The sequence below is a fragment of the Pseudoalteromonas sp. ABE4_541 genome, from assembly GCF_056312285.1.
Genome location: NZ_JBSVEM010000028.1, coordinates 21,102 through 33,686 on the forward strand (window position 1 = coordinate 21,102; position 12,585 = coordinate 33,686).

The 12,585-nt window shown below is 42.0% G+C and carries 16 protein-coding genes; 9 read left to right on the forward strand and 7 right to left on the reverse strand.

Annotated elements, in window-relative coordinates:
• Positions 1-141 precede the first annotated feature (141 nt).
• Positions 142-393, reverse strand: a complete 252-nt coding sequence (locus tag ACW689_RS19835; RefSeq protein WP_476293981.1) for an FAD assembly factor SdhE — start codon at positions 391-393, stop codon at positions 142-144.
• A gap of 193 nt (positions 394-586) precedes the next feature.
• On the opposite strand from ACW689_RS19835, the gene ygfZ reads away from it, so the two are divergent.
• Both ygfZ and ACW689_RS19845 read left to right on the forward strand, forming a co-directional pair.
• Entirely contained in the window at positions 587-1,498 is a 912-nt protein-coding gene (gene ygfZ, locus ACW689_RS19840) for a CAF17-like 4Fe-4S cluster assembly/insertion protein YgfZ (RefSeq protein ID WP_476293983.1), read from the forward strand.
• A gap of 12 nt (positions 1,499-1,510) precedes the next feature.
• Positions 1,511-1,996, forward strand: coding sequence for an FKBP-type peptidyl-prolyl cis-trans isomerase (locus ACW689_RS19845; protein ID WP_476293984.1), 486 nt, complete (start codon positions 1,511-1,513; stop codon positions 1,994-1,996).
• 19 nt (positions 1,997-2,015) lie between these two features.
• Here ACW689_RS19845 and ACW689_RS19850 read toward each other — a convergent pair whose 3' ends face one another.
• The 3 genes from ACW689_RS19850 to ACW689_RS19860 are packed head-to-tail and all read right to left on the reverse strand — an operon-like array spanning position 2,016 to position 3,632.
• Positions 2,016-2,456, reverse strand: coding sequence for a hypothetical protein (locus ACW689_RS19850; RefSeq protein ID WP_476293985.1), 441 nt, complete (start codon positions 2,454-2,456; stop codon positions 2,016-2,018).
• Positions 2,457-2,467: 11 nt separating this feature from the next.
• On the reverse strand, positions 2,468-3,286 hold the full coding sequence (locus tag ACW689_RS19855; RefSeq protein WP_476293986.1) for a DUF481 domain-containing protein: 819 nt from the start codon (positions 3,284-3,286) through the stop codon (positions 2,468-2,470).
• A 25-nt stretch (positions 3,287-3,311) separates the two neighbouring features.
• Positions 3,312-3,632 carry a DUF440 family protein gene (locus tag ACW689_RS19860; protein WP_476293987.1) on the reverse strand — a complete coding sequence of 107 codons (321 nt, stop codon included), beginning with the start codon at positions 3,630-3,632 and terminating at the stop codon, positions 3,312-3,314.
• Positions 3,633-3,793: 161 nt separating this feature from the next.
• On the opposite strand from ACW689_RS19860, the gene ACW689_RS19865 reads away from it, so the two are divergent.
• From ACW689_RS19865 to ACW689_RS19880, 4 genes are all read left to right on the forward strand, one after another.
• Positions 3,794-4,585, forward strand: a complete 792-nt coding sequence (locus ACW689_RS19865; protein WP_476293988.1) for a crotonase/enoyl-CoA hydratase family protein — start codon at positions 3,794-3,796, stop codon at positions 4,583-4,585.
• A 101-nt stretch (positions 4,586-4,686) separates the two neighbouring features.
• Complete coding sequence (locus ACW689_RS19870) at positions 4,687-5,019, forward strand: CidA/LrgA family protein (protein ID WP_476294028.1); 333 nt, start codon at positions 4,687-4,689, stop codon at positions 5,017-5,019.
• Complete coding sequence (locus tag ACW689_RS19875) at positions 5,012-5,701, forward strand: LrgB family protein (RefSeq protein ID WP_476293989.1); 690 nt, start codon at positions 5,012-5,014, stop codon at positions 5,699-5,701. Before ACW689_RS19870 ends, ACW689_RS19875 begins: the two co-directional genes overlap by 8 nt.
• 11 nt (positions 5,702-5,712) lie before the next feature.
• Positions 5,713-6,537 carry a mechanosensitive ion channel family protein gene (locus ACW689_RS19880; protein ID WP_476293990.1) on the forward strand — a complete coding sequence of 275 codons (825 nt, stop codon included), beginning with the start codon at positions 5,713-5,715 and terminating at the stop codon, positions 6,535-6,537.
• A 362-nt stretch (positions 6,538-6,899) separates the two neighbouring features.
• On the opposite strand, the gene ACW689_RS19885 is transcribed toward ACW689_RS19880, so the two are convergent.
• Positions 6,900-7,766, reverse strand: a complete 867-nt coding sequence (locus ACW689_RS19885; RefSeq protein ID WP_476293991.1) for a mechanosensitive ion channel family protein — start codon at positions 7,764-7,766, stop codon at positions 6,900-6,902.
• A gap of 71 nt (positions 7,767-7,837) precedes the next feature.
• On the reverse strand, positions 7,838-9,217 hold the full coding sequence (gene cysS / locus ACW689_RS19890) for a cysteine--tRNA ligase (protein WP_476293993.1): 1,380 nt from the start codon (positions 9,215-9,217) through the stop codon (positions 7,838-7,840).
• A gap of 171 nt (positions 9,218-9,388) precedes the next feature.
• On the opposite strand from cysS, the gene ppiB reads away from it, so the two are divergent.
• Together ppiB and ACW689_RS19900 are read left to right on the forward strand one after the other, a co-directional pair.
• On the forward strand, positions 9,389-9,880 hold the full coding sequence (gene ppiB / locus ACW689_RS19895) for a peptidylprolyl isomerase B (protein ID WP_476293994.1): 492 nt from the start codon (positions 9,389-9,391) through the stop codon (positions 9,878-9,880).
• 49 nt (positions 9,881-9,929) lie between these two features.
• Positions 9,930-10,664: a UDP-2,3-diacylglucosamine diphosphatase gene (locus tag ACW689_RS19900; RefSeq protein ID WP_476293995.1), complete on the forward strand. Its 735-nt coding sequence runs from the start codon at positions 9,930-9,932 to the stop codon at positions 10,662-10,664.
• A 37-nt stretch (positions 10,665-10,701) separates the two neighbouring features.
• Here ACW689_RS19900 and miaE read toward each other — a convergent pair whose 3' ends face one another.
• Positions 10,702-11,460, reverse strand: coding sequence for a tRNA isopentenyl-2-thiomethyl-A-37 hydroxylase MiaE (gene miaE, locus ACW689_RS19905; protein ID WP_476293996.1), 759 nt, complete (start codon positions 11,458-11,460; stop codon positions 10,702-10,704).
• 224 nt (positions 11,461-11,684) lie between these two features.
• Here miaE and ACW689_RS19910 point away from each other — a divergent pair, with 224 nt between their 5' ends.
• Positions 11,685-12,482 carry a PhzF family phenazine biosynthesis protein gene (locus ACW689_RS19910; protein ID WP_476293998.1) on the forward strand — a complete coding sequence of 266 codons (798 nt, stop codon included), beginning with the start codon at positions 11,685-11,687 and terminating at the stop codon, positions 12,480-12,482.
• The last annotated feature ends 103 nt before the right edge of the window (positions 12,483-12,585 follow it).

The window sequence follows — 12,585 nt, forward strand, 5'->3', positions numbered from 1 at the left end:
AATAGGTATGCTGCAAAGCAAAGACAACTATTAAATAGAATTGAGTTAATGGTAGGAAAAAGAATGGAGAGTATAAATGCCAAACAAGCAAACAAGACCACAAAGGGTTTGCGGTCTTGTTGATTATTTTCGAACGTTAACTTATACGCGAACTCGGTCAAGGATCAACTTCACCATTGCGTTTAGTTCAGCATCTGGACAGGTCTCGTGGCCCATAAACCACGCGAATAAGTCAGGGTCTTCAACCGCTAATAAGCGTTGAAATACAAATTTATCTTCCTCACTCAACGCATCGTAAGCTTCATCGACAAACGGCCCTAATAAAACATCTAATTCCAACATACCACGGCGACATGCCCATTTAGTGCGCGATTTAGAATACAGCTCAGCCATTTTAATTACCCTTATCACTGATTATTTTATATCTTACGACGCGATTATATCTCAGTTTATATACAGACTCACGATCCTTCACGTAAAACTCACAAATCTGCTCAATGCGATACTTTTGTGCCATTTGAGCGTTTAAGCGTTTGCCAATTTGCGATACCATATCACCATTATTCTTATGCAAGGATTACGTTATATGCCACTCGCAAGCGCTGTTACGCTGCCCTACCAACTTATTGCCGTTTCCGGTGCTGAACAACTCAGCTATTTACACGGTCAGTTAACTCAAGACATGAACTTGATTAACGAGCAAACCTTTATGTGGGGCGGCCATTGCAGTCCCAAAGGCAAGCTTTGGGGCGTGTTTCGGGTATTTAAGCATCAACAACAATTTTTACTTATGGGTTCAGCGGATGAAGTACACGCATCAACAAAAGAGCTCAAAAAGTACGGCGTGTTTGCAAAGGTAGAAATAACACATATTGAAGCGCCAAAACTAGTCGGCATCCAAAGTACACAATTGAACAATGTATGTGATTTGCTAGGCTTACAATTTACAGACAACAATGCTTGTGATTTTGGTAACAACAAAGCATTAAAACTGGATGATAACAGGCTAGTTTTGTATATCACTGACGATTTTGAATTACCGAGTGGAATTGAGCGTTTAGACGACCCTAGCACTTTTATTGAAGCGAGTATCAAGGCTGGTGAACCACAACTCAATGCACAAACCATCGAAGAGTTTGTGCCGCAAATGGTTAACTTACAAGCACTGAATGGGATCAGCTTCAAAAAAGGATGTTATACGGGACAAGAAACCGTTGCACGCATGCGTTATCTAGGTAAAAACAAACGTGCAATGTACATCGTGCAAGGCCACAGCGAGCATGCACTTGATGAATCTGAGCTTGAAATGCAGCTAGGAGAAAACTGGCGCCGCGCTGGCAAGATAGTACAGCAAGTCTTTAACAGCGAGAACAAAACATATAGCGCACTGGCCGTATTACCAAACGACACTGAGCAAGACTCGATGCTACGTGCCAAGCATTCACCTGAGGTAACTTTGTCAATTTTGCCTCTACCTTATTCTCTAGACGACCAATAAACGGGAAATATTATGAAAGTAGCACCAAATAAAGTGGTAACCATGCATTACTCTGTTTTAGATAATGACAACAACACCATTGATAACTCATTTGATGGTGAACCACTGGTGTTTATCGTAGGCACAGGTTATTTAATCCAAGGCCTTGAAGACGCTTTGCTTGACAAGCAAGCGGGCGACAAATTAAGTGTCACTGTAGAACCAGAACAAGGCTATGGTGAACGTCACGATGAGTTAATGCAAGCAGTACCTAAATCAATGTTTGAAGGTATGGAAATTGAAGTGGGCATGCAATTTCGTGCAACGACAGATGATGGTGACCAAATGGTGATGATCATCGATATCCAAGACGAAGAAGTGATCGTTGATGGTAATCATCCGCTATCTGGCATTACCCTAAATTTTGATGTAGAAATTTTGGCTGTGCGTGATGCAACGGAAGAAGAGTTAGCACACGGCCACGTGCATGGTGAAGGCGGTTGTGGCCACCACCACTAATCACGCAGCAAACAAGCGCCTATTCGGCGCTTGTTACTTTTTCATCCAGTGCTTTAAGTAAATTACTTTGATCATTTGTGCCTAAGCGGTATTTTGTGCCATCCGGCAAACTCACTTCTATTGCAGAAAACCCTGATGCAGCATAAACCCAGCCGTCATGCGTAATGCGAATACCAACACCGTGACGCAGCGAGTTAGTCACACCTTTCACTTCAACAATGTCATCAAAATTTAAGGTTTTTTTCGCAACACCTGGGCCAAACCACCAACTTAATTCGCGCTTATTGGCGTCTACTTTGATGGTCAGTCCATAAAATGCCACTACCAACAAAGCAATCACACCAGAGAAAAACACAACGACGACGTTGTACCCTATTAGCACAGTTGCTAATATCAAAAAGCTCGCAATCCATGCAAGTATCCCCATGATGACCCACGAGAACTGTGTATGCTTATACATGTTTACCCTCATTAAAAACTGTAGACGAGTGTCGCGCCAAGCTCTGTATCCGCTTTTTGCTTATTATCTTCCGGCTGAGAATTATAACGGTAGGTATATGAAACTTTCAGAGATACCCCTCCAAGTACTTGACTCACAATCGCAGTTTCACTGATCATTCTATCATTCAAGCCGGATAACGAAACCTCCATACTCATGTCTTGATTGAAGCGGGTTCGAGAAGAAATCGTGCGTTCCCACTGAAGTGCAAGACGCAGTAAGTGACCCCGCTTTAGCCTTGACTCCCCTTCTGCTACGTCTATTTCACTGTCGATCCGCGATAAGTACAAACCAGGACCAATATCAAAATCTACCGTGTTTTTCTTACCCTCGAATAAACGATTACCGTAGCCAATCGCTACGGTCGTGGTGTATTCATTACCACTAAATTTATCGTTGGTATAATCGCCATATATAAAAAATGACTCATTGTCTTGACCAACTTTGTAGTTGCTCTGACCAGAAATATAATAGCGAGATGCAGATACTTCATTGTGGCCTGTATCACTATCTTCATCTTCACGGTACAGGGCGTCGACTTTAAACTGGTTACGCCACTGAGTAAAATCTTGATAAATATTGCTCTTTAGCTTAAATGCTGTGTTATCTGAATTACCTTTGTTGGCAATCAAACCAAACTCAACATCACCGTAAATCAACTCCCCTTGATGAAGTTTATGGATTTCATCATCTGGCAACTCACCATAATCATGAAAATCTTCAAAAGGGTCTTTCGAATAGCTTGCAAATGAGACAAGCAATAATGCATAAAAAAAGTATCTATACTGCACGACCTTCTACTCTTTTTAAAAATTATTATGACTGTGCTTGTTTCCACAAAATATGGCAAAACGGTGCATCAAGGTCTCTACTGATCAAAATTTTGGCTAATACCTCATCACCATCTTCATACTCAATTCCCACAGATACTTGCAAGAACGCTTCAGGTTCAATTTCCAATGCAACAAACTCATGCCAACTGTCATCCGGTTCAGCATCTTCAATAAACCCATATTCTTCATGATGTAAATTGAACTGCTCAATATCTTGCTCAGCCAAATTATCAGGTGCAAGTTGTTGAAAAATTTCATAGGCTTGATGGGCTGCTTCTTCTACACTACAAAGACGAGCGGACATATTATGGTTCTCACTATTTATGTGTTCGCCGTATCATAGCAAAATCGTGAAATTGAAGGCTATGCTGATCGGCCAAATAGACAAAATTCTTGGCTGAAATTTATTTTTTTGGAGCATATACTCTACAAACTACGTTTTGATAAAAATAACAAGGAACTAAAATGCTATCTCTCGAATACCACAACAATGTCGCTTGGGTGACTTTAAATCGGCCAGAAAAACAAAACGCCCTGACATTCGAGATGTTTCTTGAGATAGACAAAACAATAAAAACACTCAAAAAAGATAAAACACTGCGTGCAGTGGTGCTACAAGGCGCTGGCGGTAATTTTTGTTCAGGCCTTGATGTAAAGTCTGTGATGAAAAGACCTTCAGCTATCTTTAGATTGCTTTTCAAATGGCTACCAGGTAATGCCAATGTCGCACAACGCGTATGCTTAGCTTGGCGACAAATGCCTATTCCCGTTATTGCGCTAATCGAAGGAAATTGCTTTGGTGGAGGCATGCATATCGCGCTCGGTGCGGATTACCGTATCGCTCACTCGCAAGCAAAACTCGCTATAATGGAAAGCCGTTGGGGATTATGCCCGGATATGGGTTCAGGACCATTACTGCCGAATTTAATAAGTTATGATCAGACAATGGCTTTAAGCATTACTGCGCAGCCCATCACTGCTGAACATGCAGAAAAAATAGGCTTGGTCAGTAATATCAGTGATAACCTAAAAGACGATTGTGAACACCTATTGAAAACGCTTTCGCAACGCTCACCCGATGCGTTAGCTGCAATTAAACGTGTTAACCAAGCCGCATATGGAACTAACTTACGCTCAACACTCGCCAAGGAAACTTGGTCACAAATAAAGCTGCTATTAAATAAAAACACACGTGTTGCAATGCACAATGCAACCAGTGAAGAGCAAAAAACCTATAAACCAAGGGCAAGGTGGTAAATCAGTCCTATTGCCAATTGATCTCGTTCCAAATAATGTCCTGATATGGATAACACATAAGAACAATACTGATGCCTCTTAAAAACACGATACAATTTGTTATGTCATTGGGGCTTCTATACGCTTGTTTGCTAAGTGCAAAGTTTATCGTCTTGGTGTTTCATATATCTCTACCTGCGCCATTGCTCGCTATGTTCATGGTGCTCATTCTGCTTTTTGCGAACATTATCAAACCACATTGGCTCGCACCGGCATGCAAGCCCATTTTAAAATATATGGCACTTTTTTTTATACCTGCAGGGGTAGGCGTTATTCAGTATGGTTCATTGCTCACGCAGTTCTGGCCTGCTCTTTTGAGTGCTCTTATCATTGTACCAACCATTGGTTTAATTTTGGTCGGGTTACTAGCCAACAAAGGACAATTCCATGACTGACATGTTACTTGGTTGCCTTTGTGTGATAGGCATATTTACGCTTAGCCGACACATATATAAAACATGGCCTTTGCCTATTTTTAATCCCCTGCTGATTTCGATTGTCAGTATTGCAACGTTACTATCGACACTAAGCATCGGCTATTCTGCGTTTTTCGTCACCATACAACCCATTCATTTTATGCTTGAAATCGCCGTTGTTGCCCTTGCCTATCCCTTGTACGTGCAGTTCCATGCGATCAAGCGTTACAGTTTACTCATTGTTTTGTGCAGTTTCATTGGCGTCAGCAGTGCGACCATAATCGCATTTTTACTGAGCTGGCTGTTTTCACTCAATGCACCAGTCAGCGCATCGCTCGCGGCTCTATCGGTTACAACGCCGATCACAATTTTGATCAGTCATAGTTTGGGTGGCATGAGCGCGCTTGCAGCCATTATGGTCATTTTGGTTGGCGTGTTTGGTGGTATGTTTGGCATCACGCTCTTAAATGCTTGCAAAGTGCATTCACCCCAAGCCAAAGGAATTGCGCTTGGTGTATCTTGTCATGCCATCGGTACAGCCAGTGCACTGGAACATCACCCAAGTGCAGGTGCATTTGCCTCAGCAGCAATGACCATTAGCACAATTACAACTGCACTGTGGGTGCCAATACTTTATACTTGGCTTGACACTTTTCGCTAAGGAAGACATTCGTGATCGAACAAGAAATCAAACAATTTGAACATTACTTCAATTTAATCAGAGAATACTTGGTGACCTATAGCATGCAAGTTGTCGGCGCCATTTTAATCTTGCTTCTTGGCTTATGGGCAGCTAATAAACTCTCGAAGATGGTCGAAGCATTAATGTTACGACACGACATCGACGTTACATTAACCAACTTTGTTAGTAACTTAGTCAAAGTACTTCTCATTGTCATGTTCGTGATCATTGCGCTTGGCAAAGTTGGCATTAGCGTTACCCCCTTTGTAGCTGCGATAGGTGCCGCCTCTTTGGGAGCTGGTTTAGCCTTACAGGGCATGTTATCTAATTATGGTTCCGGACTTGCTATTATTGCCACCCGACCATTTATCGTTGGCGACACCATTCAAGTAAAAGGCGTTAGCGGCCAAGTAAAAATGATAGAGCTTGGACACACGATCCTCGTCAACGAGGAAAAAGTAGAGATCACTATACCGAACAAGCACATCATTGGTGAGATCCTGCACAACTCTTTTGAGTATTCATTGGTAAAAGGCGAAATTGGCATAGCTTATAATGCCTGCAGCGACACAGCAATCAATGAAGTGATGAATGTGATTATTAACCATGAGCGTGTTGCCAAAAGCCCGCTGCCGCAAGTTGGTATCGAACAGTTCGCTGACAGTGCTGTGGTTATTAGCTATCGATATTGGGTACCTACTACGCAAATTATTGAAACGAAGCTCGCAATCAACAAGTTAGTTTACAGTGCCATAAAAGCAGCTGATATAGAAATTCCATTCCCACAGCGTGTGGTCACTTTCACTAACAAATAACTTCAACTTCGGATAAGCCGATTTTGTCCAATAAAAAGGCACCTTTACGGTGCCTAATAGTTGGGAATAAAGCTCAAATGGCCAATGGTGCTGCACATTAACAATGTGTACGGGCGACACTTATCAATTTACCAAAGTGGCAGACCTTCCATTGAATTACACTATATTAACTATAATTCTAATTTCAATTTATGCAAAATTAAATTTTAACACCGTCGCAACGCAGCTATACCAAGCAGATCCATACCAGTGTATAGTCAACTGATTATTATCATATTAAGCTTTAAGTCAGCTTTATCACGAAGATCGATTAATCTACAGTATAGTTACGACAATACCTTTCAAGCTTATTAATTATTTTATTAATTGACACAATCAACTTGCTTGGCTGGGGTACGAATATGAATATCCCGTTGTGGAAAAGGGATCTCGATATGGTACTTTCTCAACGCATCATCAATCGCCCACAAATAATCAGATACCAGAGCGGTTGGCCTTTTAACTTGCTCTGCCTGTACCCAAACACCAAGAGTAAAGTTCAGACTGCTGTCGCCAAAGCCTGTCATCCACACAGTTGGTTCACGCCCTTTGCTACTCAGTGTATAAGGTACATTGTCAGCCGCTTCCAGTACCGCTTTTTTAACCAATTCTTTATCACTGCCGTAAGCAACTGAAAATGAAATGCGAAAACGCCTGACTCTTTCTGTTAGCGTCCAGTTGGTAACCAGACCCGATACGAGCTCTGCATTGGGGATCAGAATATCCACATTGTCATTTGTTCTTATTAAGGTTGCTCGCATATAAATGGCGATCACTTCGCCCACAACATCATTTGACAACTCGACAAAATCGCCCACCTTCACTGTTTTTTCAAGCAGGAGCACTAGGCCAGATACAAAGTTGTTGACCATGCCTTGCAAGCCCAAACCAATACCCACACCAAGCGCACTGGCTATCAAGGCAAGCTCGGTCATTTCCATGCCCAAAGAAGTAAGCGCAATAAGAAAGCCAACAAACAAAACAATATAATGAATAAAACGCCCGATAACATAGGCTGACGTGTGCGCAATGACACCTTGGCGCATAGCAAGGCGGTTAAAGGCCGTCCGTAGCACTCGTGAGAGTATAAAAGTACCAACCAGTACCATAAAAAATGACAGTAACTCTGCAACTAACAAAGAAAAGTCACCTACTTTTATCAGCTCTTTATCTAGCCAACTCATGTCCATTCATTTTGTCCTCAAAAACAAAAACGCCACACTCATTGAGTGTGGCGTTTGCAAAACTAATTAGCAAATATTTAAGCTTTTCGCCAAGTTGTCTTACCTGCACTATCTTCAAGTACCACGCCCATGGCATTCAACGCATCGCGTGCGGCATCCGCTGCAGCCCAGTCTTTGTTTGCACGAGCTTCGTTACGTTGCACAATCAAAGCCTCAATTTTAGCCACTTCATCATTATCTTGCTCACCTTGCAAAAATTGCTCTGGTTGCTGCTGAGCAATCCCCAGCACGCTAGCTAATGTAATCAACACATATGCATGCTCAGCCGCAGCTTTATCGTCTTTGCCTTTTAATAAGTTCACTTCTTTAGCAAGCTCAAAAATAACCGGCAGCGCTTCAGGCGTATTGAAATCATCGTTCATTGCCGTTTCAAAACGCTTAACATATTCGTTGTTTTCCAAACACACAGCCACAGGCTCAACATTGCGAAGAGCAGTATAAATACGCTCTAGTGATGAACGCGCTTGCTCTAAGTTCTCTTGAGAGTAATTTAGTTGACTACGATAGTGCCCATTGATCAAAAAGTAGCGTACTGTTTCACGGTCATACTGTTTCAGCACTTCGCGTACCGTAAAGAAGTTACCTAAAGACTTAGACATCTTCTCTTTGTTTACTTGAACCATGCCGGTATGGATCCAAGTATTTACGTATTTACCGTTGTTTGCGCAGCACGATTGAGCTATTTCGTTTTCATGGTGCGGGAATTGTAGGTCAGATCCGCCACCGTGAATATCAAAAAACTCGCCTAAATGCTTAGAACTCATCGCGCTACACTCGATATGCCAACCAGGTCGGCCTTCACCCCAAGGAGATGTCCATGATGGTTCACCTGCTTTGGCTTTTTTCCAAAGAACAAAATCTAAAGGATCGTCTTTATCGGTTGCTACTTCTACACGTGCACCCGCTTGTAGCATTTCTAAATCTTGTTGCGATAATTTACCGTATTGCTCAAACGTTGATACGTCAAACAAAACATCACCACTTTGGGCAACATACGCATGGCCTTTTTTGATTAAGGTTTCGATCATGGCAATGATCTCCCCCATGTGACCAGTTACCGTTGGTTCGATATCGGCAGGTAATATATTCAATGACTCAAAGTCTTCATGCATGGCTTTGGTCATACGAACGGTTAAATCGTTAATGTCTTCGTTGTTTTCAGCTGCACGCTTAATGATTTTATCGTCAACATCTGTGATGTTACGTACGTAAGTGACATCATAGCCAAGGTAACGTAAATAACGATTCATAACGTCAAACGATACGTACGTGCGCGCATGTCCCACATGACAGAAATCATAAATGGTTATACCACACACATACATGTCGACCTTGCCTTCGACTAGAGGTTTAAACGGCGCTTTTTCGCGAGTAAGTGTGTTGTATATCTGTAGCATGTAGTGTTATTCCTAAACAAATTTGACATGAGTGGGCATCATATCACTTGCCTAGCCCCTGCTCTATACCCAAATCGGTCCAATTTACATAAAATGCGCGAGTAAAATTGTCAGTGAAGGCGCTTGTGCTATAGAATACCTCTTTTATGAAATAGACATTAGGAAACCGAGATGGTTGTTCTACACACGAATTTTGGTGAAATCAGCATTAAGCTTTTCGCTGAAGACGCCCCAAAAACAGTTGAAAACTTTTTAAACTACGCAAAGTCTGGCTTTTACGATGGTACTATTTTCCACCGTGTTATCGACGGCTTTATGATCCAAGGTGGTGGCTTTGCATCAGGTATGGAACAAAAGTCTGTACAAGCGCCTATCCAAAACGAAGCGAACAATGGCCTGAGTAATAAAACAGGTACGCTTGCAATGGCACGTACACCTGATCCACATTCAGCAACTGCGCAGTTCTTCATTAACGTGAACGACAACGACTTTTTAAACTTCAGCAGCGAAACATCGCAAGGCTGGGGTTACTGTGTATTTGCAGAAGTGGTTGAAGGCATGGACGTAGTAAACAAAATTAAATCTGTTGCTACAGGTTCATCAGGCTTTCACCAAGACGTGCCACTTGAAGATGTGATCATCGAAAAAGTAACCGTAGCTTAATTTTTACTTCAAGCGGGCTTTGCCCGCTTTTTTCTACACATTGACTTACATGCGCAAAACTTACTTTATCTCTGACCTACACTTAAGTGACGACCATCCCACTATCACACAGGCATTTTTCAACTTTCTTGAACAGCATATGACCGCTGATGTTGACGCTTTATACATTTTGGGTGACTTCTTCGAGGTGTGGATAGGCGACGATGAGCAAAGCACACTTGCCAAGCAAGTTGCAGATCAACTCAGCGCTGTGTCAAAAAACGGCATTGATGTTTACTTTTTACATGGCAATCGAGACTTCTTACTCGGTAAACGCTATGCCAAGCAAGCAAATATGACCTTGTTACCAGAGCAACATGTTATTAATTTATACGGCACGCCAACGGTACTATTACATGGTGATGAAATGTGTATCGATGATGTTACCTATCAAAAGTTTCGTAAAAAAAGCCGAGGTTGGTGGTGGCCAAGGTTAATTTTATCTTTGCCTTTAAGCGTGCGTCGCAATATCGCCAAAAATGGTCGGGCTAAAAGTAAAGCCAAACAAATGAATCAGGCAGCGGAAATTTTAGATGTAGCAGACAGTGCTGTACTTGATATGTTTGCAAAATACCATGTGAGCAATATGATCCACGGTCATACCCACCGCCCCGATGTACATCAGTACCAATACAATGACAAAACACTAACAAGAACGGTATTAGGGGACTGGTATAGTCAAGGCTCGTACCTAGTAGTGAATGAGCTTGGTGAGCAAACGCTCATTAAAGATTGCGCTGTGTAGTAAATTGGTATTGCCTACACAGCCTTGATACTTGTCTTTAATTGGCTTTGGGCAAGCCACTGTGAAACTTAAAATCTTCATCTGGTGATGAAATCAACTCGGCCTCGACTTTACCAAAATGCGCGACACGCTCACTAATATCATGTCCAGCAATCTCTTCTGCCAACGCCAAATAGTCTTGATAGTGACGCGCTTCAGAGCGCAGTAGAGAAACGTAAAAATCCCCTAAACGCTTGTCAACATGCGGGGCTAGTTTGGCAAAGCGCTCGCAGGAGCGTGCTTCAATATAAGCACCGCAAATGAGCTTATCAATCAGCGTATAAGGCTCATGATTAGTCACATGGGTGAGCATGCCTTTGGCATAACGACTTGAAGTAATATTGCGATACTCAATACCGTACTCATCCATGATCTCTAATACTTGATAAAAGTGATGTAACTCCTCTTTTATTAAGAGCACCATTTTATCAATTAAGTCTTGCCCGTATGGGGTGCCTGATTTTGGCAACATGGCTTTGGTTAAACGGTTGTGCTTAATCAACTCGCGCCAATCACCCTCTTTTCGGTAAGTAAAAGCTTCAAAAGGCTGTAGCCAGCTCAATAGCGCGTCACCACTCTCTTTATCGACTGCGTATTTACGAATTAAGTACATTGCACTTTGTGCCGCTTTTAACTCGCACACAAGATGATCTAACAAAACGACTTCCAAATTTTCTTTTTTGATTGCTTCGTTAATCCATGCATCGGGTGTTTCGCATTGTAAAAAGCGATGTATAGGGGCTAATAGTTCGTCCAACTTTTAAATCTCTTAATATGTATTTTTACGCAAGTTAAGCAAAATACGGGTACTCAATTTTGGGCATTGTACCACACTCATAATTCGAGTCGTATGCGTACATATTGCATTTTCACACACACAGTTCATGCCATTTCCTTTGTGCTAATTCTTTACAAAACAAGTATAAAAATGCTTCAATCTCATAACGTTGATAGGAACAAAATTAATTCATAAGGGAACAGATGAAGTTACAAATCGACATTGTAGATGCCTTTACTACAACACGCTTCAAAGGCAACTCTGCTGCCGTTGTCATCACACAGCAATGGCTACCCGACGATGTTATGCAGTCAATCGCCTCGGAAAACAACTTGTCAGAAACCGCATTTTTAGTGAATACAGAGGACGGACATGCAATTCGCTGGTTCTCACCTCTAACCGAAATTGATTTTTGTGGACATGCGACACTTGCCGCTTCATTCGTTTTATTTGAACGATTTCCCCAAAAAGCAGCTCTCAAGCTTTATGCTAAAGCGGTTGGCACCATGACCATCGTCAAATCAGATAATGGTCAAATCACCATGGATTTTCCAAACCGTAAACCTGAGCCCTTAGAGCGCATACCTGCACAATTGCTAAAAGGGCTATCGATCGCACCAAACAAAGTGCTCAAAAATAACCAAGCTTATTTCGCTGTTTACAACAACCAAAAAGACGTTCTTGCTGTTCAACAAGATAAAGATTACCTAACTCAACTTGGCCCTTTAGATGTTGTAGTCACGGCTTTAGCCAATAAAAGCCCAGAATACGATTTTATATCTCGCTACTTTTGGCCCGCTAATGGCGGCGACGAAGACCCGGTGACGGGCTCAATACATACTGGGTTAGCACCCTATTGGTCCAACATTTTAGGAAAGAATGAGTTGGTCGCATTTCAAGCCTCGAAACGCGGCGGCATACTTTACTGTGAAATAAAAAACGATCGCGTTTTAATATCGGGCCATGCGGTGCGCTATCTCTGTGGTCATATTGATGTTTAGAAGCTGTATTTACTCTTCATTGCGAGAGCCTCTATATCAGCATATTCGGTTGACTACATGAACCATCTTAGAGTTGCGCCTTGCATGCTATTTACATTTACTT